The organism is Nocardioides plantarum (assembly GCF_006346395.1).
Classification (GTDB): Bacteria; Actinomycetota; Actinomycetes; order Propionibacteriales; family Nocardioidaceae; genus Nocardioides; species Nocardioides plantarum.
Genome location: NZ_VDMS01000001.1, coordinates 1,956,004 through 1,979,595 on the forward strand (window position 1 = coordinate 1,956,004; position 23,592 = coordinate 1,979,595).

Sequence of the window (23,592 nt, forward strand, 5' to 3'; positions counted from 1 at the left end):
GCTGGCCGAGGTCGGTCGCGAGGCGGTCGGTCAGTGGTGCCCGCCGTGCACGAACCAGATGCCCTCGAACGGCACGTCGCCGGAGTTGCGCAGCACGTGCGGGATGCTCGAGTCGAAGCCCAGCGACTCGCCGACCCGCAGGGTGAAGAGCTCCTCGCCGACGGTGACCTCGACCTCGCCGCTCACGACGTAGCCGTACTCGTAGCCGTCGTGGGTCAGCAGCTCGCCGCCGGCGGTCGAGGTCGCCTGGGGCTGGTAGGTGATCTTCATGAAGTTGACGCCCTTCTCGGGCGTCGCGGCCAGTCGCTCCCAGACGACGCCGGCGGCCATCGCGAGCTGGGGCCGGTGCGAGGGGTGAGCCACCGAGATCCGGTTGGCGTACTCCGACGGCTCCCAGGCGTGGACGGGGTCCATCACCGGGGGGACGCCGTGGGCCGCGGCCAGCGTCGCGGGCACGACGGGCTCGGCACCCTGGCTCTGCTCGAAGAGCTCGTCGACCGAGACGTCGAGGATGTGGGCGAAGGTGTAGAGCGTGGCCACCGAGGGCTGCGACTTGCCGTTCTCGATCAACGACACCAGCGACGGGGACACCTCGGCCTGGCGGGCCAGCTCACGCAACGTGAGACCACCCCGGAGCCGCGCGGCCTTGAGCCGTTGTCCCAGGTTGTCCACGTGCGACCTCACCTCTGCCCAGATGGCGTGACTCGGACTTGCCGTCCCGAAAGCCCTGCCCCGTCGGCGGTGCTTTTATGTTGATTCGCATTGAACACTACTGTGGTCGTGACCGCCATCGTCGAGACCGCTGATCGAGAGGACCCCCCGTGTCGGAGTCACCGCCACCCACCCCGCGCCGAGCCCTCGTCGTCGGGGTGACCGGCATCGTGGGCCAGGCCGTGGCCCGCCGGCTCGTCGCCGACGGCTGGGAGACCTACGGTCTCTCGCGCAGCGGCGCGACCCCCCAGCCCGAGGTGCACGCCGTACGCGCCGACCTGGGCGACCGCCAGGGCCTGGCGACCGCGCTGGCCGACGTCAGGCCCCACGTCGTCGCCATCACCGCCTGGACCCGCATGGAGACCGAGGCCGACAACATCCGCGTCAACGGCGGCGCGGTCCGCGACCTGCTCTCCGCCCTCTCGCCCGGCGGATCGGTGCAGCACGTCGCCCTGATGACCGGGCTCAAGCACTACCTGGGCCCGTTCGAGGCCTACGGCCAGGGCGACATGCCCGACACCCCGTTCCACGAGGACGAGGAGCGGCTGCCCTACCCCAACTTCTACTACGCGCAGGAGGACGAGCTCTTCGCCGCCGCCGAGCGCGACGGCTTCACGTGGAGCGTGCACCGCTCCCACACCGTCTTCGGCTTCGCGACCGGCAACGCGATGAACATGATCGCCACGCTGTGCGCCTACGCCTCGCTGTGCCGCGAGAAGGGCCTGCCCTTCGTCTTCCCCGGGTCCGAGATGCAGTGGAACTCCCTCACCGACGTCACCGACGCCGACCTGCTCGCCGAGCAGATGACCTGGGCGGCCGCGACCCCGAGCGGTCAGGACCAGGCCTTCAACACCGCCAACGGCGACGTCTTCCGCTGGCGCTGGCTGTGGCCCCAGGTCGCGGCGTGGTTCGGCCTCGAGTGGGAGGGTCCCACCGGCGAGCCTCGCACGCTCGAGGCCGCCATGGACGGCATGGAGCCCGTCTGGGCCGACCTCGCCGCCCAGCACGGCCTCGTCGAGCCCGACCTCGCCCGGGTCGCCTCCTGGTGGCACTCCGACGCCGACCTGGGACGCACCATGGAGGTCGTGACCGACATGAACAAGAGCCGCACGGCCGGCTTCTCGGCCACCCGCGACACCCGCGCCTCGTTCTTCGCGTACGCCGAGCAGTACCGCGAGGCGCGCGTCATCCCCTGACGGGCATCGGCGCGCGGGGCCGGGCGGTGAGATGGCGACCGAACTCCGACACCAGAAGGTCGCTCTGTCAACGCTCGATCCGCCGAGCGGTGACATAGCGACCAAACCCCAGCCCAGAAGGGTCGCCAGCTCACCGCCCCCGAGGCGCAGGCTGCTCCCCGCACGACCTAGCGCTGGGACGGGGCAGGGAGGGCCGGGTCGACGAGGACCTTGCCGTCGAGCTCGCCGTCGGCGAGGCGCTGCAGCTGGCCGGCGACGTCGTCGAGCGGTCGCACGGAGTCGAGCAGCTCGCTGCCGAGCGGGCTGGTCGCGAGGATGTCGAGGGCCGGCGCCAGGTCGTCGACGCAGACGTGGGCCAGCGTCGTACGGATGCTGATCTCGCGCATCACGAGCGTGTGCACGTCGAGCTCCTCGGGTCGCGACGGCAGGCCCACCTGCAGCACGGTGCCGCCGGGGCGGAGCAGGCGGACCGCGTGCCCGAGCTGGCCGGGCGCGCCGCTGGCCTCGACGACCACGTCGGCCCCGCTGCCCTGGAGCACCTCGGCCAGTACGGCGTCGGAGTCGGGTCCGACCTCGACCACGCGGTCGGCGCCCAGGCGGGCGGCGCGCTCGAGGCGCGAGCCCGCGAAGTCGACGACGGTGATGTCGGCCGGACCCAGGGAGCGCAGGCCGGCCAGCACGAAGGACCCGATGGCCCCCGCCCCGATCAGGACGACCCGGTCACCGGGGGCGACCCCGGCCCGCCGGGCCGCGTGCAGGCCGACGGCCACGGGCTGCGCCAGCCCCGCGTGGTCGAGCGACAGCCCGTCGGGCACGGCGGTGAGGGTGCGCTCGGCGACGGCGACCCGCTCGGCCATGCCGCCGTGGGTGCTCAGGCCGAGGGTGAAGTAGCGACGACAGATGTTGGTGCGGCCCTCTCGGCAGCGGTCGCACTCCCCGCACCAGACGCCCGCACCCGAGGCGACGACGTCGCCCACGGCGTACCGCCCGCCGGGGACGGCCTCGAGGACCCGACCCACGAACTCGTGGCCGAGCACCATCGGGCCGACGTGGCCGGTGACGGGGTGGGGCCTGGTGAGCGGGAAGGCCTTGGGGCCCTGGGACCACTCGGTGGCGTCGGTGCCGCACATGCCGCTGCGCAGCACCTCGAGCAGCACCTCGTCCGGTCCGGGCCTCGCCTCGGGCACGTCCTCGACGCGTACGTCGTGGGGGCCGTGGTAGACCGCGGCACGCATCAGGTCGTGGCGCCGCTGGAGCCCGGGGCGCTCACGGCGGTCGTCTGAGCCGGACGCGCCGGCGGCGCCTGGCGCCCGGCCTCGGTGTTGAGGTGCGACTGCGCGCTGCGCAGCGTCGGCAGCGGCCCACTGGTGGTGTAGAAGCGCTGGCCGGCGATGAGCAGCTCCTCGGCGGGGAACTTGGTCACGACCTCGCACCCGGTGGCGGTCACGACGACCTCCTCCTCGATGCGCGCGGCCCCGATGCCGTCGGCCGAGGGCCAGTAGGTCTCGAGGGCGAAGAACATGCCCTCCTCGAGCACCTCGGGGTGGTCGAGCGACACGAGCCGGGAGAAGATCGGCTTCTCCCAGATCGAAAGCCCGACGCCGTGGCCGTACTGGAGGGCGAAGGCGGCCTCCTCGTCCGGGAAGCCGAACTCCTGCGCCGTGGGCCACACGCTGACGACGTCGGCGGTCGTCGCGCCGGGCTTGACGACCGCGATCGCGCGGTCCATGTACTCGCGGGCGCGGGTGTAGGCGTCGCGCTGGGCGTTGCTGGCCGAGCCGACCGCGAAGGTGCGGTAGTAGCAGGTGCGGTAGCCCATGTAGCTGTGCAGGATGTCGAAGAACGCCGGGTCCCCGGGCCGGATGATCCGGTCGGAGTAGACGTGGGGGTGCGGCGAGCACCGCTCGCCCGAGATGGCGTTGACGCCCTCGACGTACTCCGAGCCGAGGTCGTAGAGCACCTTGGACACCAGGCCGACCGTCTCGTTCTCGCGTACGCCGGGCCGCAGGAACTCGTAGAGCTGGTCGTAGGCCGCGTCGACCATCGAGGCCGCCGTCGTCAGCAGGCTGATCTCGTCGTTGGTCTTGATGCGGCGCGCGTTGAGGAAGATCTGCTGGCCGTCGACGACCTTCAGGCCGACCGCCTGCAGGGCGAACAGGATCGGCAGCTCGATGACGTCGACGCCGATGGGCTGGTCGGCCAGGCCGAACTCCTCGAGCTCGCGCTTGATCTTGCGGGCCACCTCCTCGGCCACGCCGGCGTCGGGGTTGAAGGCGCCGCGCAGGGTCGAGATGCCGGCGCGGGCGCCGGACTCCTTGCGCGGGCGGACGGCCCCGTGGTGCGGCGCGTGCGGGTCGGCGTCCATCTCCGCGGTCGTGGTGCCCAGCCAGGGGTTGCGCAGCTGGTGGTGCCGGGCCGCGGAGCCGAAGTCCCACACGATCGGGTCGGAGTTGCGGGTGAGCAACGCGAACCGGATCATCTTGTCCATCGCCCAGGTCCCGATGTGGGTGGCCGACATGTAGCGGATGTTGGAGAAGTCGAACGCCAGCACGGCCCCGACCTCGGACTTCTCGAGCTCGGCCTTGAGCCGGCTCAGCCGCTCGGTGCGCAGCCGCTCGAAGTCGACGCGCTCCTCCCAGTCGACGGCGTTGGTGCCGTAGGTGGCGGTGCTGATGTCTCGACTCATGATCGGGGCCTCTCTGTGCCTGTGCCGGTGCGGGGGATGTCGGAGGAGAGCGGGTCGGTCAGGTCGAACGGGGTGACGAGGGACGGTCGCCGCCGCACCGGGAGGAGTGCGAGTCGCGCGCCGACGAGGGGGGTCATGCCCGCGTGGTCGGTGCGTCGGGCACCGCCACCCCCATTGTGATCGTCGTCACTCAACATGTGTTGAGCCACACTGTACAAAGATTGGTGTGTAGTGACAAGTCCGGTGTCAGACCGGTTTCGCGGCGCCCCGGCTCGGACGCTGGGTCAGCGGCCGAGCACCTCGCGCAGCGCGGCGAGGACGAGGAGCGCGGCGTCGGGCCGGGCGTTGTGGCCCATCAGGCCGATCCGCCAGACGGTGGCGGCGTACGGGCCGGCCCCGGCGCCGATCTCGATGTCGTAGCGGTCGAGCAGCTCGCCGCGCACGGCGGCGGAGTCGACGCCCTCGGGGACCCTGACGGTGGTCAGCTCGGGCAGGCGGGCACCCTGCTGCGCGAAGAGCTCGAGGCCCATCCCCTCGAGCCCGTCCTGCAGCAAGGCGCCGGCAGCCTGGTGGCGCGCCCACACGGCGGGCAGGCCCTCGTCGAGGATCCGGGTCAGGCCGGCGTGGAGGCTCGCGACCATCGCGACCGGCGCGGTGTGGTGGTAGGTGCGCGTGGCGTCGCCGCGGCTGCCGGCCTCGCCGACGTAGCCGCCGAGCAGGCCCAGGTCGAGGTACCAGGAGCGGGGCCTCTCGACGCGGCGCTCCCAGGCGCGCTCGTTGATCGTGAACGGCGCGAGACCCGGGGCCACGCCCAGGCACTTCTGGGTGCCGGCGTACCCCAGGTCGACGTCCCAGTCGTCGGCGCGCAGCTCGATGCCGGCGATGCTGGTGACCGCGTCGACCAGCAGCAGGGCGTCCCCCTTGGCCGCGCCGAGCGCAGCGATGTCGGAGCGGACGCCGGTCGAGGTCTCGGCGTGCACCGCGGCGATGATCTTCGGGCTCGGGTGGGCCGCCACGACACGGTCGACGTCGACCGGGGTGCCCCACTCATGCTCGACGGTGACGACCTCGGCGCCGCAGCGCGAGGCGACCTCGGCCATGCGCTGGCCGAAGAGCCCGTTGACCGCGACGACCACGACGTCGCCGTCGGACACGGTGTTGACGAACGCCGCCTCCATGCCGGCCGAACCGGTCGCCGAGATGGGCAGGGTGCGGGCGTTGTCGGTGCCCCAGACCTGGCGCAGCATGTCGCAGGTCTCGTCCATCAGCGTGACGAACGCCCGGTCGAGGTGGCCGAGCAGCGGCAGCCCCAGGGCCGACGTGGCCTCCGGGTAGGGGTTGGAGGGCCCGGGGCCGAACAGCTTGCGCTCGAGGATCGTCATGGCGTCCAACGTACTGACCGGACCGGTCGGGCCCCGGTGCCCGCGGTCGGGCTCGTCGGGGTCGTCAGGGGGACGCCGTCTCGGAGCCGGAGCGGCTGCGCGCCCGGGAGAAGAGACCGGCCCCCGCGATGATGAGCAGTCCCGGCAGCCACTCCTGCCACGACTCGTCGAGTCCGAGGAAGCTCGTCGCCGAGACCACCTCCTGGATGAGCACCGCCCCGAGCAGAGCGCCGACGAACGAGCCGCGGCCGCCGAAGATGCTGGCTCCTCCGAGCACGACGGCCGCGATGCTGGTCAGGGTGTACTCGCCGCCGAGACCCGCCTGGCCCACGCCGACGACACCGGAGAGCACCACGCCCGCCAGGGCGGCGAGGACGGAGCAGGCCACGTGGGCGGCCACGAAGGTCACCCCGACCCGCGCTCCGAGTCGAGCCGCCCGCGTCTGGTCCGAGCCGACGGCCCGGAGCTCGACCCCGGCACGGGTACGCCGCGAGACCCACTCGAGGACCAGCGCCACCACGACGGCCAGGACGGCCACGACGGGGTAGATCCCCCACGTGCTCTGCAGGAGGTCGGTCGTCGAGCGGTCCAGGAAGCCGTCCGGCGTGGGGCGCAGCACGAGGGCCAGCCCCTGGAGGAAGATGAAGACCACCAAGGTGGCGATCACCGGGGGGAGCCCGAGGAGTCGGATCCCCAGCGCGTTGACCACCCCGACGGCGACCCCTGCGCCGACGGCGGCTCCGACACCGAGCGCCAGTCCGGTCGTGCCGCTGTCGAACGTGGCGTAGAACGACATGATGACGACCGAGAGCCCGATCAGCGGCCCGACCGACAGGTCGATGCTGCCGACCATGAGGACGCAGAGCTGTCCGCAGGCCACCAGCACCAGGATGCTCATCAGCTGCATCGACCCGGAGAGGTTGCGGGCGCTGAGGAACAGGTCGTTCGAGTGCCAGGTCCAGGCGGCGAGCGCCACGATCAGCAGGGTGAGCACCATGCTCGGCAGGTAGTCGCTGCGGCGCGCCCAGGCCGCCCACGGGGTCCGGCGCTGCGCCGTCCCCTCCTCGGACCTGGTCTCCTTCGCCGTGATCGCGGCTCCCGTGATCTCGCGCTCGCTGAGATCCGCGCTCGCGAGCTCACGAGCCACCCGGCCGCGGGAGAAGACCAGCACCCGATCGCACAGACCGGCGAGCTCGACGGCATCGGTCGACAGCACGACCACGGCGTGACCGGCCTCGGCGTACGAGCGCAGCAACCGGTAGATCTCGGCCCGTGCACCCACGTCGACGCCACGGGTCGGCTCGTCGGCGAGCAGCACCTCCGGCTCGGCCGCCAGTGACCGCGCGAACAGCACCTTCTGCTGGTTGCCGCCGGACAGACCCGCCATCGTGGACTCGACGCCCGGGGTACGGATGCCGAGGTCGGTGACCGCCTGCTGGGCCAGGGCCTCCTCGTCTCGTCGACGCATGACGCCGGCGCCGCTGACCTTGTCCAGGACGAGGACGGAGACGTTCTCCCGGACCGAGAGGGGCAGGAAGGCACCCTCGACGTGACGATCACCCGGCAGGTGCACGATGCCGTGGCGCGCGGCCGCCGCGGGCGACCTCATGGTCACGTCCCGACCCTCGAGCGTCATCGTCCCCTGGTGGGGGTGGAGGCCCGCGATCGCGCGCAGGACCTCGCGCTGCCCGTTGCCCTCGACGCCGGCCAGCCCGACGATCTCCCCGCGCCGTACGTCGAGGTCGACCCCGGCGAAGGCGGACCCGGAGAGATCCGCGAGGCTCAGCAGCGGCTCGCCGGTGGCCGCGGCCTCCGGCTTGGGCGGGAACACGTGGTCGACCCGGCGCCCGACGATGAGCGTGAGCACGTCGTCCTCGGTGACGTCGCTCGCCTCGAAGGTGCCGCGCAGCTCGCCGTCACGCAGCACCGAGATCCGGTCCGCGATCCGGCGGACCTCGGGGAAGCGGTGCGAGATGTAGACGATGCCGGTCCCGGCCTCGCGGAGTCGGTCCACCTGCTCGAAGAGCAGGTCGCTCTCGTTGGCGGTGAGCGACTCGGTCGGCTCGTCGAGCACCAGCACGCGGGCCTCGAGCGCCAGCGCACGAGCGATCTCGACGAGCTGGCGCTGCGCGATGCTGAGGTCACCCGCGCGGGCGCGGGGGTTGAGCTCGGTGCCCACGTCCGCGAGCCGGTCTCGTACCCAGCTCGCGGTCTGCCTCGCGGCCGGCCGACGGTCTCGTGGCACCGAGAACAGCAGGTTCTCGGCCACCGACAGGTCGTCGAGCACGGTCGCGTGCTGGTAGACCACGGCCAGCCCGAGCGCCTGGGCGGCACCCGCGCTGGGCCGCTCGAGGGGTCGACCACCGATCTCGACCGAGCCGGTGTCCGGGGAGACGACGCCGGCGGCGACCCCCATCAGGGTCGACTTGCCGGCGCCGTTCTCGCCCACCAGGGCGTGCACCTCACCTGACCGCACCGTGAGGCTGACGTCGCGCAGGGCCACGACCCCGGGATAGGTCTTCGTGATGCGATCCAGCCGCAAGACATCGGGGTTCATCGAGACCTACGGCTTTCCGTACTTGGCGATGTCGTCGGCAGAGATCTTGTTGCTCGGGTAGAAGTCCTCCGGCAGCGACTTGTCGCAGACCGGCGCGGTGCCGTCGACCGAGTCCTCGAAGAACGGCAGCGTGTAGGTGCTGGGCTCGTCGTTCGCGACACCCTCGGCGTCGGCGATCGCCTTGCGGACCGCGACCCGGCCCAGCCAGTTGCGCGACGAGATGGTGGCGAGCTGGAAGTCCTTGTTGCCGGCGGCCTGCTGCTCGTCGTAGAAGCAGCCCAGGCCGTTGGCGTCCAGGGTCGCCATCGGCGGCACGGTCCTGCCCGCGGCGTCGAAGGCCCGCGTCGCAGCCAGGGCGTCCGTGCTGTAGTCGGAGATGATCCCATCGATGGTGGGGTACTTGGTCAGCAGCGAGGCCGTGACCTGCTGGGCGGTGGCCGGGTCCCAGTTGGTGACGGGCCAGTCCTTGTCACCGGTCAGCAGCTCCATGCCGGGGTTCTTCGCGAAGACCTTCACGATCGAGGCGAGCTGACCGGTCGTGACGGGGTTGCCGGCGGGGCCGCCGATGAAGACGACCTTGCCCTTGCCGTCCAGCACCTTCACCATCCACTCGGCCCACTTCGTCCCGGCGTCGGCAGAGCTCCAGTCGACGTAGGACACGTAGTCGGACCCGTCCTGCCCGCCGGGGTCGGCACCCCACGGCACCACGGAGACTCCGGCGCGGGTGGCCGCCTGGAGGGAGGCGAGCTGCGCCTGGCCGAAGTCGGGGATGATCGCCAGGGCGTCGATGCCCTGCGAGACCATCGAGTTCACCTGGGAGATGCTCTTCTGCAGGTCTCCCTGACCGATCTGGACGATCGTCTTGACGTTCGGGCACTTGGCGGCCTCGGACCGCATCGCGGCGAGCGACTCCTGGGACCAGGCGTTGATGCCGAAGCCGTCGTGGATGCCGAGGGTGATGTCCTTGTCGCCGCAGAAGTCGGTGTTGTCGACGATCCCGGCGTCGTCGACGATGCCCTTGACGACCGCCGCGTCGGGCGCCGCGCCCGAGCTGGACGGGCCGGACCCGCCGTCGGCGTTCTCGTCCTTCGGGGCCGAGGTGCAGGCCGTCAGCAGCATCGCGGCCACCGTCAGACCCACTCCGCCGCGCAGCAGGGCACGGGTGTGAACGTTGCTCATGTTGTTCCTCCTCGAAGTCCGACGCGTCCCGGCTAGGACGGTGGTCGGGTCGTGCGGGTGGGCGATCAAGCCGACCGGGTGGCCGTGCCTGGGACCGGCTCGGGCTCGGAGGAGCCGGGCACGGCAGTCGTACGGCGGCGAGCAGACGCGATCCGACGCCACGGAACCGTCCGCACCGCCATCCCGACGCCGATCGCCACGCTCTGGATCAGGAGCTGTCCCGACGCCGGGACCCCGGCGCCGAAGACGACCTGCTGGAGCTGGGTGAGGAACAGCGCGCCGCCGGCGGTGGCGATCACGCTGCCTCCCCCGCCGGCCAGCGCGGTGCCTCCGAGGACGACCGCGGCGATGGACGGGAGCAGGTAGTTGTCGCCGACCCCCAGGCCAGGGGTCTGCAGGTAGCCCGCAGCCAGGACACCGCCGAGCGCCCCGCAGGTCGCTGCCACGACGTAGGTGAGGCATTGGTAGCGCCGTACGGGCAGGCCGGCGGCGTGGCCGGCGGCGGCGCTGGTCCCGACCGCGACGAACCGTCGCCCGACGGTCGTCGCCCGGAGGACGAACGTGACAGCGACCAGCAGCACGAGCGCGACGAGGACCAGCATGGGGACGCCGAGGACCCGGTCGGCGGCGAAGCTGGCCAGGGCGGGGGCGGCCGAGGCGGTCTGGCTGCCGCTCGTCACCCGCAGGACGGTGCCGACCAGCAGCGCGTTCACGCCCAGGGTCGCGACCAGGGGGGTCACCCGGAGCAGCGTCACGACGAGCCCGCTGAGCAGACCGGAGACCACCCCGACCCCGATGGCGGCGAACAGCGCCAGTGCCAGACGGGAGTCCTGCCCCTCCGCCACCTTCGTGACGACGATGGCGGACAGGGACACCACGCCCGGCACCGAGAGGTCGAGGCCGCGCTGCTGCACCACCAGGGTCTGGCCGACCCCCACGACGGCGAGGATCGCCGCGTACGGCAGGACACTCTGCAGGGCTCCGGTCCCGAGACTGCCCGGAGCGATCAGCGGGCTCACGGCGAAGAGCAGTGCGGTGGCCGCCCAGATGGCCAGGTAGGGGGACCGCCACGCGATCCGGCGACGACCGGGGGCTGAGGGTTCGGGGCGACGTGGGGTGGGGGCCTTCGCCCCGTCGTCGTCGAGCACGGTTGTTGACGTCATCAGCTACTGAGCCGTCCAGCCGCCGTCGATGGTGATCGTCTGTCCGTCGATGTACGGCGCCAGGTCGGACAGCAGGAACGCGATGGTCGCGGCTGCCTCCTCCGGGCGTCCGAGCCTCTTCAACGGCGTGCCCTGCTTGACCGACTCCTCGTAGGCCGGGTCGGCCTCGAAGTTCGGGATCGTCATCGGCGTGCGGAAGAAGCCGGGCGCCATGGTGTTGACGCGGATACCGGCGGGCGCGAGCTCCATGGCGAGCGTGCGGGAGACCGCCTCGACGGCACCCTTCGTGGCGGCGTACGCCGAGCAGGTCGCGAAGCCGGCGTGGGCCACCGTCGAGGAGACCCAGACCATGCTGGATCCCTCCGGCATGTGGGGGACCGCCGCCTGGGCGATGAGGTAGTGGGAGACGACGTTGGTGTTCCACTGCCGGTTGAGGTGGGCCGCCGTCGTCTCGACGAACGGGCGGGGGTCGAACAGGCTCGCGTTGAGGACGAGGCCGTGGATCGCACCGAACCGGGCCGTGGCGGCAGCGACCAGGTCGACCGCACGCTCCGTCTCCTCGAGGTCGAGCGCGACGGTCAGGGCCTGTCCCCCGGACCTCTCGACCTCGTCGGCGATGGCACGGAGGTTGGCCTCGTTGCGGCCCTGCAGCACCACGTTGGCGCCGAGCCGTCCCAGCAGCGTGGCCGTCTGCTCACCCATGCCCGAACTCGCCCCGGTCACGACGACCGTTCGTCCCGACAAACCCCACTGCACGCCGTCGTCGACGTCCGCCATGGTGGCCTCCTCTGCTCGTGGGGTGTGACCGTATTCACTCCGTCGCGAGAGTGTCAAGTGTGACTTAACGATTCGGCCAGCAGTTCTAAACAAACGCCAGGAAACGTTCACCATGACTTGACGGAAGGGTGGTGAGGGGCGAACCATCAGGGCCCGAGGCAGGAGTGGCGAACGTCACCTGCCGCCGTCCACACACACTCTTTGGGGGATCGACATGACCTCGTCCGAACGCTTCGTCATCCGCGGGGCCCGGATCCTGTCCCAGGACCCTGCGGTGGGCGACCTCCGCAGCGGCGACATCCTCATCGAGGGCGACCGCATCGCAGCGGTCGCACCGGACCTCGGCGAGCTGGACGCCCGGGAGATCGACGGGACCGACCGGGTGGCCATGCCGGGATTCGTCGACACCCACCGCCACAGCTGGCAGTCCCTGATCCGCCACGTCTCGACCGACTGGACCCTCGCCCAGTACTTCAGCGGGGTACGAGGAGTCCTGGGCAAGGCGTACACCCCGGAGGACATGCACGCCGCCAACCTGATCGCCATGCTGGACGCGCTCGACTCCGGGATCACCACGCTCGTCGACTGGTCGCACAACAACAACACGCCGGAGCACGCCGACGCAGCGATCCAGGGGGTCCTGGACTCCGGGATCCGCTGCGTGTGGGCCTACGGCAACAGCAACGACGAGTGGCTCCCGGTCAGCGACGTCCCGCAGTCACGCGACGTGATGCGCATCGCCGAGCAGTGGTTCTCGTCGTCGGACCAGCTGGTCACGCTGGCCCTGGCCCCCCGCGGTCCGCAGTTCGCCACCAAGGACGTGACCCTGCAGGACTTCGCCCTCGCGGCAGAGCTCGACATCCCGGTCACCGTCCACGTCGGCGACGGCCTGTGGGGCCAGAGCCTCCCCGTGGTGTGGATGCAGGAGAACGGCCTGACGACGGACCGGACCACCTACGTCCACTGCAACACCCTGTCCGACCGGGAGTACGACATCATCCGCGACACCGGCGGGGCGATCTCGAGTGCGCCCGAGCTGGAGATGCACATGGGTCACGGCCGGCTGGCCACCCTCCGCGCACGCGATCGCGCGATCCCGCTGTCCATCTCCATCGACGTCTGCACCTCGGTGGGCGGTGACATGTTCAGCGCGATGCGCGCGATGCTCGCCGGGTCGCGCTACCTGGAGAACGTCACGGCGCTCGACGCCGGGGTGAGCATCCCCCTGCCGATCACCGCGCAGGAGATCCTGGGCTTCGCCACCCAGGGCGGCGCGACCGCGTCCTGGATGGGCGACTCGGTCGGCTCCCTGACCCCGGGCAAGAAGGCCGACGTCATCCTGATGCGGACCGACACCTACGGGATGCAGCCGCTCAACTACCCCTCGGGCGCGGTGGTCGAGTCGGGCAACCCCCAGCTCGTCGACACCGTCTTCGTGAACGGTCGGCTGGTCAAGGACGGTGGAGCTCTCGTCGGACACGACTTCGCCACGGTCCGGGCCCGTGCCGAGGCTGCCCGCGACCGCGTGCTCGACGCCGCGGGAGTGGCCGACCCGGGCCTGTGGCAGCCGGAGCTCTACACCGCTCCGGAGTGAGCGCTTACCCCGGGCAGAGGGCTCTCACAGCCCCAGCGCGCCGGGGTTGAGGATCCCCCGGGGGTCGAGGGCGGCCTTGACGCGGCGGTTGAGCTCCATGACGTCGGCACCCAGCTGGTCGGGCAGGGCGGCGGCCTTCGCGCGGCCGACCCCGTGCTCGCCGGTGATCGTGCCCCCGAGAGCGATCGCGGCGGCCATCACGGCGTGGAAGGCGGCCCGGGCGCGGTCCTCGGCCTCGGGCGTGTAGACGATGATCGGGTGGGTGTTGCCGTCGCCGGCATGGGCGACGACCGGGATCTCGACGTCGTGCTCGGCGGCGATCGCGGCGACCCGGGCCAGCAGCTCGGGCAGCAGCGGGATCGGTACGCCGACGTCCTCGAGCAGCACCGCGCCGCGCGCCTGGATCGCCGGGAACGCCATCCGGCGGGCGGCGACGAACAGCTCGCCCTCGTCGGGGTCGTCGGTCACGAACACCTCGGCGCCCGCGGCCTCGCAGGCCGCCCGCATCCCCTCGACCTCCTGGGCGCGGGCGACGCCGGGAGCGTCGGACTGGGCGACGAGCAGCGCGCCGGCCGTCCGGTCCAGGCCCATCGGCTTGTAGTCCTCGACGGCGTTGATCGAGGCCTGGTCCATCAGCTCCATCATCGAGGGCCGCATCGTGCGCCCGACCGCCACGACGGCCGTTGCGGCCCCGGCGACCGTCGCGAACGACGCGACGAGCGTCGAGCGGGCGGCCTGTGCGGGCACCAGGCGCAGGACCGCGCGCGTCACCACGCCGAGGGTGCCCTCGCTGCCGACGAACAGCTTGAGCAGCGACAGCCCCGCCACGTCCTTGACCCGCTTGCCGCCGAGGGTGACCAGCCGGCCGTCGGCGAGCACGACGTCGAGGCCGAGCACGTAGTCGGTGGTGACGCCGTACTTCACGCAGCACAGGCCACCGGCGTTGGTGGCGACGTTGCCGCCGATCGAGCAGATCTCGTACGACGAGGGGTCGGGTGGGTACCAGAGACCGTGCTCGGCGGCGGCCGTCTTGACCTCGACGTTGAGGGCCCCCGGCTCGACGACCGCGACCCGGCACTCGGTGTCGATCTCGATCGCGCGCATCCGCTCCAGGGACAGCACGATGCCGCCGTCGACGGCGCTCGACCCGCCCGAGAGGCCGCTGCCGGCTCCCCGGGGCACCACCGGGACGCCGTGCTCGGCCGCCCAGCGCACGGCGACCTGCACCTGTTCGGCGTCCTGCGCGCGGACCACCGCGAGCGGGGTGCCGGCGGCGACGTCGTGCGACCAGTCCCAGCGGTAGGGCTCGACGACGTCCGGGTCGGTCGTCACCACCCCGTCCGGGAGGGCGGCGACCAGCCGAGGGAGGAGGGCTGCGACGTCGGTGTCGGGCACGACGACAGCAAAGCACGCCGTGTCCCCGGGTCCTAGGCTCGTGGCGTGGTGACCGAGGCGACCTACACGGTCCGGGTCGCCAACGTCTACGTCCTCAACCGCCAGGCCGCCGCCGACGTGCCGTTGCTGGTGGCGGGCTCGCCCCACCTGGTCTCGGTCTGCGAGGCGCGCCGCGGGTGGGAGCCGGTGCTGCCCGCGATCGCGGGCTACCGCTACGTCGGCGCCGACCAGGGCACCATCGGGCGGCGCGAGGTCGGCCTGCTGGTGCGCGAGGACGTCGAGGTCGTCGAGTCCGGCCTCGAGCCGCTGTCGCGCGCCGTGCCCCGCTCCCCCGTCGCCCACGACCGGTGGGGTGCCTGGGCCCGCGTGGTGCTGCCCGGCGGCGTCCGGGCGCTGGCCTGGTCGACGCACCGCAACGCGTTCGTGCAGCGCCGCGACGGCGGCGTACGCCCGGTGTGGCGCGGCACCCGCGAGTACGCCGCCCACGCCCGCGCCGAGACCGACCTGCTGCACCGCCACCGCGCGGCCGGGTGGCCGGTCCTGGGCGGCGGCGACTACAACTTCCGGGTGCCGTGCGGCGGCCTGGTCGACCCCGCCCGGGCCTGGGCCTACGCGCCGCACCGCTCGTTCCCCGCCCTCGGGCTGCGCTACCTGGCCCACGGCCTCGACGGCGTCGTGCTCGACCCGGCGGCGTTCGAGCCCTCCGGCGCCCTCGACGTCCTCGACCACGACCGGACGGGGTCCGACCACGACTGGCTCACGCTGACCGTGCGGGCCGTGCCGGGCGCGCTGGGCTGAGTCAGGACCTCGACACCCCATGACTCTCGCTCTCCGTCGCGCCTCTTGCGGTGACCGAAGTCACTGTGGTGAGATGCCGTCGCACTACCGGCGAGTAACTTCAGGCAAAGGGGAGTCGTTTCGTGTCGTTCCGTCGCGTTCTGGGGGTGGCCGTGCTGGCCCCGTTGCTGCTCGCTCCTCTCGTGAGCGTTCCGGTTGAGGCTGCCGACTCACGCGAGGCCGGGATCCCGGCCTTCTACGAGCAACCAGCCACGCTGCCCGCGGCGAATGGCGACCTCGTGCGCTCCGAGCCGATGACGTACCTGCTCGACCCTGCGCATGCCAGCGACGTCGCGGTGACCTCCACGCGGATCATGTACCGCACGACCGACCGCACCGGCACGCCGGTCGCGGTCTCGGGGTCGGTCATCGTCCCCAAGTCCCCATGGTCGGGCCCCGGCCGGCGGCCGGTCATCGGATACGCGGTCGGCACCCAGGGCGTCGGTGACAAGTGCGCCCCGTCTCGACAGTTCAGCGAGGGCATCGAGTACGAAGGCGTGTTCATGACCGCGATGTTGGCGCGCGGGTACGCCTTGGCCGTCACCGACTACGAAGGCCTGGGCACCGCTGGTGCGCACACCTACATGGACCGCCTGTCGCAGGGCCACGCGGTCCTCGACGCCGTCCGCGCCGCCCAGCGACTGCCGGGATCCGGACTCGACGCCCAGAGCCCCGTCGGGCTCTACGGCTACTCCCAAGGCGGGGGCGCCGCGGCCTCGGCCGTCGAGCTCGCGCCGACGTACGCCGCGGAGCTGCGCATCAAGGGCGCCGTCGTCGGTGCAGTCCCCGCTGACCTGACCGTGCTGCCCGCCAACCTCGACGGCGGACTGTGGGCCGAGTTCCTCTGGTACGCCATGACCGGTCTTGCCGCCAGCTACGACCTGGACCTGAACCCGTACCTCAACGACCGCGGTCGTGAGTTCCTCACCGACATCTCCGACGACTGCGTCTTCGACCTGTTCAACGCCGCACTGAAGAACTCGACAGAGTTCACCACCGACGGGTCCAGCCTCGAACAGCTCACCCAGACCGAGCCGTTCAAGTCGATCCTCACCGATCAGCGCATCGGACTGAGCAAGCCCACAGCTCCGGTCCTCATCACCCACAGCCTCCTCGACGACACGATCCCCTACCGGACGGGCCGCCAGCTCGCCACCGACTGGTGCCGCCAAGGGGCCACCGTGAGGCTCAGCACGAATGCGACCCCACTCCACCTCGGAGCCATGCTCAACAACGCCACCGAGGCCTTCGGATTCCTCGAGGCCCGTTTCGCTGGCACCCCCGCCCTCAACTCGTGTTGGAGGCTCTGAGACTGGCGACCGTGCGCGGGTCCAGGGGTGGAAGTTGTGGCCATGGGTCCTCACTCCCACGCCTGACGTGTCGACATCCCGCCTGTACCCATGCTGTCCGAACGCGTTCGAGCCCACCGGCGACCTCGACGTGCTCGGCCACGACCGGACGGGATCCGACCACGACTGGCTGACGCTGACCGTGCGTGCCGTGCCGGGCGCCCGGGGCTGAGTCAGGACCGCAGCAGCGCCACCGAGCGGGTCAGCCACTCGGCCATCAGGGCGCGCTCGGCCTCGCTCAGGCCGGGCAGCTCTGGCAGCACCGCCGCGAGGGTGACCGCGGCGGTCGTCGGCCGCGCGTCGTCGGGGCGGGCCGGCTCGTCGACCAGGATGGCGGCCGCCACGGCGTCGTACGCCGCGTCGACCAGGCCGAGGTCACGCTGGTCGGCCGGGGTCTCGAGCAGGGCGATCACGGTGCCGGTGCCGGCGGCGTGGATCAGCCCGAGGGCCCGCTCCTCGTCGACGCGCAGCAGTCCTGCGGCGGCGAGCCGGCGGACGCGGGCGCGCAGCACCTCGATGCCGGCGCGGGTCGCCGGCGACGGCTGCGGGCGGCCGACGCTGCTGAGCAGCGCGTAGAGGTCGGGGTTGGCCATGCCGAACTCGACGTGCAGCCGCCAGCCGTCGCGCAGGTCGGTCACCGGGTCGACGTCGGCGTCGGCGGCGCCCGCCACCGCCGCCTGCTTGGCCCCGACGTAGGTCGCCATCACGTGCTCGGCGACCGCCTCGACGAGTCCGTCCTTGTCGCCGAACAGCCGGTAGATCGTCGGGGCCTGCACGGACGCCGCCTGGGCCACGGCGCGGGTGGTGACGGCGCGGGCGCCCTCGTCCCGCAGCAGCCGGGCGGCGGCGTCGACGATGCGGGCGCGGACGTCGTCGGTGGTGGTCTCGGGCACGGACCGATGCTAACGAAGTCTTGCTTCCGTCGTTATATCGCCGCTACGCTCGTAGCGTTATCAGTGATAGATCCACGACCGCCCCAGGAGGCACCCATGCTCGTCATCACCGGAGCGACCGGCCGGCTCGGCTCGCGGATCGTCGAGCGGGTGCTCGACCGCGTGCCCGCCGAGACCGTGGCGGTCAGCGTCCGCGACCCCGCCCAGGCCGTCGGCCTCCAGGCCCGCGGCGTGCGCGTGCGGGCCGGTGACTTCACCGACCCCGGCTCGCTGGCCCACGCCTTCGAGGGCGCCACCCGGGTGCTCGTGGTCTCGGCCGCGATCCGCGGCGACGGCGCGGTCGCCGCCAACCTCGCGGCGCTCGACACCGCCCGGGCCGCGGGGGCCGAGCACGTCCTCTACACCAGCCACCAGGCCTCGTCGCCGACCTCGCAGTTCGCCCCGCAGCACACCCACGCCGCGACCGAGGACCACCTGGCCGGGCTCGGCATGCCGTTCACGTCGCTGCGCAACGGCTTCTACGTGAGCACCCTCGAGTACTACCTGGGCGCCGCCGTCGCGACCGGGCGCCTCGCACTGCCCGCCGACGGGCCGTTCTCCTGGACCCACCACGACGACCTCGCCGAGGTGGCGGCGATCGCGCTGGTCGGCGGCCCCGACACCGACCCTGTCCTGACCGGGGTGACGCCGCCGCTGACCGCGCCCGACCTGCTCGACCTGGGCGACGTCGCCGCGGTCGCGAGCGAGGTGCTGGGCCGGCCGGTCGAGCGGGTCGTCGTGGACGACGACGAGTGGAAGCAGGGCGCCGTCGCGCAGGGCATGCCGGCGCCCGCGGCCGACTTCACCCTCGGGATGTTCCGCGCCGCGCGTGAGGGGGAGTTCGCCGTCGCCGACCCGACGCTCGAGCGCGTCCTCGGCCGGCCCGTGGCCAGTGCCCGCTCGGCGATCGCGGCCCTGGTCCAGGCCTGACCGCGCGGCCCGGATCAGGCGCGGTCGGCCAGCAGGTCGTCGATCCGCCCGATGGTCGTGGCGAGGTCGGCGCCGGGGTCACCCGCCATCGGCCGGACGAGGGCCCGGTTCTTCTCGGGCCGCAGGTCCCAGGTGGCGGTGACCCGGGTGCCCCCGGCCTCGGGCGCGAGCTCCCAGCGCCAGACCCGTCCCCCGATGAGCCAGCGCAGGGGACGGGTGAGGGGTCGCGTGGTCCAGGCGACCACCCGGTCCGGCTCGAGCTCGACGACGGTGTTGCGGGTCTCGTAGGGGAAGCCGCGCCTCATCCTCATGTCGAACTCCGACCCGACCCGCAGCGGCGCCGACGACTGCGAGACCTCGACGACCGTGCCCGACCCGTCGAGCTCGGGGTGGCGCTGCGGATCGGTCAGCAACGCGTGCACCGCGGCGGGCGGGGCCGACACGTGCCCGGTCGCGGTGACGACGTACTTGTCGGTGCTCATCGGCCCATCCCACCGGGCCTGGCCCCCCGGCCACACACCCCCTGGGGTCGAAGGCCTCGTGGGCTCAGAGCCGGACGGCGGTGCGCACCAGCCCGGCGACGCCCGGCGACCGGCTGTGTCGCGGCCAGGCGATGACGGTCGTGACCGGCGCCGCGTCGACCAGCGGTACGACGGTGACGTCGTCGCGCAGCTGGGCCCGCACCGAGTCGGGCAGTACCACGGCCGCCCGGCCCAGCGAGACCATCTGCAGCAGCTGGGTGACGTCGCGGACCTCGACGCCCGGCCCGGGGGTGTAGCGGCCCTCGCGATCGGGCCAGCGCGGCAGCGGCAGCCCGGGGATCGCCCGTGACTCGGCCTCGGTGAGGTCGGCGCGGCCGGTCAGGGGGTGCCCCGCGGGGAGCACCAGGACCTGGCCCTCGGTGCCGAGCTCCTCGAGGTCGAGCCCGTCGGTGTCGTCGAACGGCAGGTGCAGCAGCGCCACGTCGGCCCGCCCGTCGCGCAGCATCACCTCCTGGTCCCCCGGCCCGCAGAGCAGGACCTCGACCTCGACGGCGTCGGGCTCGGCCGCGTAGGCGCCCAGGAGCTTGGCGATCAGCTCGCTCGAGGCGCCGGCCTTGGCGACCAGGACCACCCCGGCCCCGCCCGGGTCGGCACCCGCGACCCGGCGTACACGACGCTCCGCGGCGGCGACCGCCTCGAGGGCCGCGCGCCCCTCGACCAGCAGGACCGAGCCGGCGTCGGTGAGCGTCACGCCCCGCGGCGTACGCCGGAACAGCTCGGCGCCCAGGCGGCGCTCGAGCTGCGCGATCGCCCGCGACAGCGGCGGCTGGGCCATCGCGAGCCGCTCGGCCGCCCGGCCGAAGTGGAGCTCCTCGGCGACCGCGACGAAGTAGCGCAGCTCACGGGTCTCCACCGCGACCACGGTACGCCTCACCTGGTGCGATACCGGCGCGGTATCGACCGCCACCCGATCGGTGTTGGGACCGGACCGGCCCCGCGGACACGATCGTGGCATGACCGAGAACACCCTCCCCGACATCAGCACCACCCCGAAGATCGCGCTGGTCACCGGCGCCAACAAGGGCATCGGCTACGAGATCGCCGCCGGCCTGGGCCGCCTGGGCTGGCAGGTCGGCGTCGGCGCCCGCGACGCCGTGCGCCGCGACGAGGCCGTCGCGCGGCTGCGCGCCGGCGGCGCCGACGCGTTCGGGGTGCCCCTCGACGTGACCGACGACGCCAGTGCGACGGCGGCCGCCGCCCTCCTCGAGGGTCACGGCGGGCTCGACGTCCTGGTCAACAACGCCGGCATCACCGGCACCATGCCGCAGGAGCCGTCGGTCGTCACCGCCGCCAACCTGCGCACCGTCGTGGAGACCAACGTGATCGGCGTCGTCCGCGTCACCAACGCGGTGCTGCCGCTGCTGCGTCGCTCGTCGGCACCCCGCATCGTCAACGTCTCCAGCACCGTCGGCTCGCTCAGCCGGCAGTCGACCCCCGGCGCCGAGACCGGGCCCGTCGCGGCGGCGTACTCGCCGTCGAAGACCTTCCTCAACGCCATCACCGTGCAGTACGCCAAGGAGTTGGCCGGCACCGGCATCCTGGTCAACGCCGGCTGCCCCGGGTACGTCGCCACCGACCTCAACGGCTTCCGCGGCCACCGGACCCCCGAGCAGGGCGCCGCGGTCTTCCTGCACCTGGCGACGCTCCCCGACGACGGCCCGTCCGGCGGGTTCTTCGACGTCGGGGGCACTATCCCCTGGTGACGGTCGCCTGCTGACCAGGGTGTCGCCGCCTCACCCCGGCGGGGCGACCCGGCGAGATGGCAGGGTCTGGCCATGGCCCCCACGCCCGAGCCCCGGCCCGACACCGCCCCGAGGACACCCGGAACGCCCCCGCCCCGCCGCCCCGAGGTCATCGGGAACGGCGTCGCCTGGCTGGCGCTGTGGAGCGCCCGCTGGCTCCTCATCGCCGTCGCGGCGGTGCTGCTGGGCCTGGCCGTCGGCCGGCTCTGGAGCATCGTGCTGCCCGTGGCGCTCGCCCTGGTGATCGCCTCGGTCCTCGAGCGGCCCGCGCGCCTGCTCGAGCGCAAGCTGCACCTGCCCCCGGCCCTGGCGGCCGCGGCCGTCCTGGTGGGCGGCCTGGGCATCGTGGTCGGCATCGGCTTCGCGATCGCACCCGCGGTCAGCGGCCAGGTCGACGACATCGTCAGCGACGCGTCCTCGGGCCTGCAGCAGGTGCAGGACTGGGTGCAGGAGCAGGAGTTCGTGTCGCGCGACCAGGTGGACTCGGCGATCCAGGCCGTCCAGGACCGCCTCAAGAACAGCGGCGGCGACATCGCGTCGGGGGTCCTGACCGGGGTCGGGGCGGCCACGTCGGCGACCGTCACGTTCGTCATCACCATGATCCTCACCTTCCTGTTCCTCAAGGACGGCCGGCGGTTCCTGCCGTGGGTCGAGCGCCTGGCCGGCGACCCGGTCGGCGGCCACCTGGCCGAGGTCTCCCGGCGCGCCTGGACGACGCTCGGCGGCTACATCCGCACCCAGGCGATCGTCAGCGCGGTCGACGCGGTCCTGATCGGCATCGCGCTGGTCGTCGTGGGCGTCCCCCTGGCGATCCCCCTGGCCATCCTCACGTTCGTCGGCGGGTTCGTGCCGATCGTGGGCGCCTTCGTCGTGGGCGCGCTGGCGGTGCTGGTGGCGCTGGTGTCGGGCGGACCGACCGACGCCCTGATCATCCTCGTGGTGATCGTCGCCGTGCAGCAGCTCGAGGGCAACGTGCTCTCCCCGTGGCTCCAGGCCAAGAGCATGCAGCTGCACGCCGCCGTCGTCCTGCTGTCGGTCACCCTGGGCTCCACCCTGTTCGGCATCACCGGTGCGTTCCTCGCGGTGCCGGTCGTGGCCACGGCCGCCGTGGTGCTGCGCTACCTCGACGAGCTCGTCGCCCGGCGCACCGGCGAGGAGCCGCGGGACGCCCCGACCGACGCCGACGCCGACGCCGACGACAGGAAGGATCCCGAGGGTCAGTCGGCGGCGAGGCCCACGACGTAGGCCGTCACGACCCGACGGGTCAGCAGGTCGCGGCCGTCGGGGTCGGCCGAGGTGCGCCATAGGCGCACGGTCCAGGCCGGCTTGCGGGCGTCGATGCCGTTGCCGAGCCCGCTGCCGTAGGTCGACGCGTGGCTGGTGCAGGAGCTGAACCCGACCCAGTCGGGGTGCTGCGCCGGCGAGCTCCAGGCCCCGCCGGTGCGGACCTGGCAGCGACGTCCGTCGGACAGCACCAGGTTGGCGGGCGTGGGCCGCGCAGGGGCGTTCACCTTCGGGTAGGTGCCCTGGTAGGCGATACGCACCAGCGACCTGCTCGTCGCGTCACGCACGCACAGCACGGTGTGGCCGGACGACTTGAAGCACGCCGCCAGGCCGTACGCCGTCGGGTAGCAGCTGGTGATGCCGGGGTTGACCGCCGAGGGTGAGGGCCCGTCGCAGCTGACCGAGCCCGACTCGCGGGTCACCGTCCATCCCGATGCCGGTCGGCCCGAGCTGGTGACCGGCCGGACGTAGACGACCTTCGTGGCCGGGACGGCCTTCGAGGCGGTGCTGGTCCTGGACGCGGCGGTGGCCGACGTCCCGGTGAGGGTGGACGCGAGCGTGACGAGCACGAGCGCGACCAGGGCGACCAGGGTGGAGAGCGAGATCAGGCGACGCATGGGCTTTCCTTCCGAGAGACGGTGCGGGGGTCTTCTCCTCGGGAGACGCAGCCCGGACCCGGAATGTTGCGTTGTGCGAGGCTTCCGCCGTGGCTGACCAGACGAGCGGCGAGGCGGGCGGCGAGGTGGTGAGGCCGCGGCGGGGCCGGCCCGGGCACGACCAGCCCGCCGTGCTGGCCGCGGCGATCGACCTGTTCAACCGCAAGGGCTACGACGCCACCAGCATCGGCGACATCGCCGAGGCGCTCGGCGTCACGAAGTCCGCGGTCTACCACCACGTCGCCAGCAAGGAGCAGCTGCTGGCCGAGGCCCTCGACGAGGCGCTCGTCGAGCTCGAGGCCACCGTCGCGCACGCGGTCGGTGCCGACGGCTCGGCCTACGAGCGCTTGCGGGGCGTCGTACGACGCAGCGTCGAGGTGCTCGTCGAGCACCAGCCGGCGGTGACGCTGCTGCTCCGGGTGCACGGCAACAGCGAGACCGAGCGCGACGCGCTGCGCCGGCGCCGCGCCATCGACACCCAGCTCGCCGCCCTGGTGCGGCGGGCCACCGAGGAGGGAGCGCTGCGCGGCGACCTCGACCCCGACCTGGTCAGTCGGCTGCTCTTCGGGATGGTCAACTCGCTGGTCGAGTGGTTCCGCAGCACCGGCCCGGTCTCGCCCGAGCAGCTCGCCGCGGCGGTCGCCGCGATCTCGTTCGAGGGCCTGACGGCCCCCTAACGC

At 72.6% G+C, this 23,592-nt stretch carries 21 protein-coding genes; 8 read left to right on the forward strand and 13 right to left on the reverse strand.

What is annotated here, in order from left to right; translation table 11 throughout:
• Nucleotides 1-30: 30 nt before the first annotated feature.
• Nucleotides 31-672 carry a helix-turn-helix domain-containing protein gene (locus FJQ56_RS09170; RefSeq protein ID WP_211350808.1) on the reverse strand — a complete coding sequence of 214 codons (642 nt, stop codon included), beginning with the start codon at nucleotides 670-672 and terminating at the stop codon, nucleotides 31-33.
• A gap of 149 nt (nucleotides 673-821) precedes the next feature.
• Here FJQ56_RS09170 and FJQ56_RS09175 point away from each other — a divergent pair, with 149 nt between their 5' ends.
• A complete protein-coding gene (locus FJQ56_RS09175) occupies nucleotides 822-1,907 on the forward strand; it encodes an SDR family oxidoreductase (RefSeq protein ID WP_140009119.1) in 1,086 nt (361 codons plus the stop codon).
• Nucleotides 1,908-2,074: 167 nt separating this feature from the next.
• Here the strand turns inward: FJQ56_RS09175 and FJQ56_RS09180 are convergent, their stop codons facing one another.
• The 7 genes from FJQ56_RS09180 to FJQ56_RS09210 form a co-directional block, all read right to left on the reverse strand.
• Nucleotides 2,075-3,142 carry a zinc-dependent alcohol dehydrogenase gene (locus FJQ56_RS09180; protein WP_140009120.1) on the reverse strand — a complete coding sequence of 356 codons (1,068 nt, stop codon included), beginning with the start codon at nucleotides 3,140-3,142 and terminating at the stop codon, nucleotides 2,075-2,077.
• A complete protein-coding gene (locus FJQ56_RS09185; RefSeq protein ID WP_211350809.1) occupies nucleotides 3,142-4,593 on the reverse strand; it encodes a M24 family metallopeptidase in 1,452 nt (483 codons plus the stop codon). Before FJQ56_RS09185 ends, FJQ56_RS09180 begins: the two co-directional genes overlap by 1 nt.
• A 284-nt stretch (nucleotides 4,594-4,877) precedes the next feature.
• Nucleotides 4,878-5,975, reverse strand: a complete 1,098-nt coding sequence (locus FJQ56_RS09190; protein ID WP_140009121.1) for a pyridoxal-phosphate-dependent aminotransferase family protein — start codon at nucleotides 5,973-5,975, stop codon at nucleotides 4,878-4,880.
• Nucleotides 5,976-6,039: 64 nt separating this feature from the next.
• Entirely contained in the window at nucleotides 6,040-8,532 is a 2,493-nt protein-coding gene (locus FJQ56_RS09195; RefSeq protein ID WP_140009122.1) for an ATP-binding cassette domain-containing protein, read from the reverse strand.
• A gap of 6 nt (nucleotides 8,533-8,538) precedes the next feature.
• A complete protein-coding gene (locus FJQ56_RS09200) occupies nucleotides 8,539-9,711 on the reverse strand; it encodes a substrate-binding domain-containing protein (protein ID WP_140009123.1) in 1,173 nt (390 codons plus the stop codon).
• Between the two features lie 65 nt (nucleotides 9,712-9,776).
• Nucleotides 9,777-10,874, reverse strand: coding sequence for an ABC transporter permease (locus tag FJQ56_RS09205; RefSeq protein ID WP_140009124.1), 1,098 nt, complete (start codon nucleotides 10,872-10,874; stop codon nucleotides 9,777-9,779).
• A gap of 3 nt (nucleotides 10,875-10,877) precedes the next feature.
• On the reverse strand, nucleotides 10,878-11,651 hold the full coding sequence (locus FJQ56_RS09210; protein ID WP_170215328.1) for an SDR family NAD(P)-dependent oxidoreductase: 774 nt from the start codon (nucleotides 11,649-11,651) through the stop codon (nucleotides 10,878-10,880).
• 214 nt (nucleotides 11,652-11,865) lie between these two features.
• Here FJQ56_RS09210 and FJQ56_RS09215 point away from each other — a divergent pair, with 214 nt between their 5' ends.
• Nucleotides 11,866-13,245: an amidohydrolase family protein gene (locus FJQ56_RS09215; protein WP_140009126.1), complete on the forward strand. Its 1,380-nt coding sequence runs from the start codon at nucleotides 11,866-11,868 to the stop codon at nucleotides 13,243-13,245.
• A gap of 24 nt (nucleotides 13,246-13,269) precedes the next feature.
• On the opposite strand, the gene FJQ56_RS09220 is transcribed toward FJQ56_RS09215, so the two are convergent.
• Complete coding sequence (locus FJQ56_RS09220) at nucleotides 13,270-14,640, reverse strand: FAD-binding oxidoreductase (RefSeq protein WP_140009127.1); 1,371 nt, start codon at nucleotides 14,638-14,640, stop codon at nucleotides 13,270-13,272.
• Between the two features lie 45 nt (nucleotides 14,641-14,685).
• Between FJQ56_RS09220 and FJQ56_RS09225 the strand changes: the two genes are divergently transcribed.
• Both FJQ56_RS09225 and FJQ56_RS09230 read left to right on the forward strand, forming a co-directional pair.
• A complete protein-coding gene (locus FJQ56_RS09225) occupies nucleotides 14,686-15,438 on the forward strand; it encodes a hypothetical protein (protein ID WP_140009128.1) in 753 nt (250 codons plus the stop codon).
• A gap of 182 nt (nucleotides 15,439-15,620) precedes the next feature.
• On the forward strand, nucleotides 15,621-16,787 hold the full coding sequence (locus tag FJQ56_RS09230; protein ID WP_211350810.1) for a lipase family protein: 1,167 nt from the start codon (nucleotides 15,621-15,623) through the stop codon (nucleotides 16,785-16,787).
• A gap of 212 nt (nucleotides 16,788-16,999) precedes the next feature.
• Here the strand turns inward: FJQ56_RS09230 and FJQ56_RS09235 are convergent, their stop codons facing one another.
• The gene (locus FJQ56_RS09235; RefSeq protein WP_140009130.1) at nucleotides 17,000-17,719 is read right to left on the reverse strand and encodes a TetR/AcrR family transcriptional regulator; all 720 of its coding nucleotides are present in this window, start codon (nucleotides 17,717-17,719) and stop codon (nucleotides 17,000-17,002) included.
• Between the two features lie 96 nt (nucleotides 17,720-17,815).
• Here FJQ56_RS09235 and FJQ56_RS09240 point away from each other — a divergent pair, with 96 nt between their 5' ends.
• Nucleotides 17,816-18,688: an NmrA family NAD(P)-binding protein gene (locus tag FJQ56_RS09240; RefSeq protein ID WP_140009131.1), complete on the forward strand. Its 873-nt coding sequence runs from the start codon at nucleotides 17,816-17,818 to the stop codon at nucleotides 18,686-18,688.
• 14 nt (nucleotides 18,689-18,702) lie between these two features.
• Here FJQ56_RS09240 and FJQ56_RS09245 read toward each other — a convergent pair whose 3' ends face one another.
• Nucleotides 18,703-19,170 carry an SRPBCC family protein gene (locus FJQ56_RS09245; RefSeq protein ID WP_140009132.1) on the reverse strand — a complete coding sequence of 156 codons (468 nt, stop codon included), beginning with the start codon at nucleotides 19,168-19,170 and terminating at the stop codon, nucleotides 18,703-18,705.
• A 64-nt stretch (nucleotides 19,171-19,234) separates the two neighbouring features.
• On the reverse strand, nucleotides 19,235-20,083 hold the full coding sequence (locus FJQ56_RS09250; protein ID WP_140009133.1) for a LysR family transcriptional regulator: 849 nt from the start codon (nucleotides 20,081-20,083) through the stop codon (nucleotides 19,235-19,237).
• Between the two features lie 100 nt (nucleotides 20,084-20,183).
• On the opposite strand from FJQ56_RS09250, the gene FJQ56_RS09255 reads away from it, so the two are divergent.
• Together FJQ56_RS09255 and FJQ56_RS09260 are read left to right on the forward strand one after the other, a co-directional pair.
• Nucleotides 20,184-20,933, forward strand: a complete 750-nt coding sequence (locus FJQ56_RS09255) for an SDR family NAD(P)-dependent oxidoreductase (protein ID WP_140009134.1) — start codon at nucleotides 20,184-20,186, stop codon at nucleotides 20,931-20,933.
• A 72-nt stretch (nucleotides 20,934-21,005) separates the two neighbouring features.
• A complete protein-coding gene (locus tag FJQ56_RS09260; protein WP_140009135.1) occupies nucleotides 21,006-22,217 on the forward strand; it encodes an AI-2E family transporter in 1,212 nt (403 codons plus the stop codon).
• Here FJQ56_RS09260 and FJQ56_RS09265 read toward each other — a convergent pair.
• A complete protein-coding gene (locus FJQ56_RS09265) occupies nucleotides 22,190-22,873 on the reverse strand; it encodes a hypothetical protein (RefSeq protein WP_140009136.1) in 684 nt (227 codons plus the stop codon). The genes FJQ56_RS09260 and FJQ56_RS09265 overlap by 28 nt on opposite strands.
• An 89-nt stretch (nucleotides 22,874-22,962) precedes the next feature.
• Here FJQ56_RS09265 and FJQ56_RS09270 point away from each other — a divergent pair, with 89 nt between their 5' ends.
• Nucleotides 22,963-23,589 (forward strand): TetR/AcrR family transcriptional regulator, encoded by a 627-nt coding sequence (locus FJQ56_RS09270; RefSeq protein ID WP_246084052.1) that lies wholly within the window; start codon nucleotides 22,963-22,965, stop codon nucleotides 23,587-23,589.
• The last annotated feature ends 3 nt before the right edge of the window (nucleotides 23,590-23,592 follow it).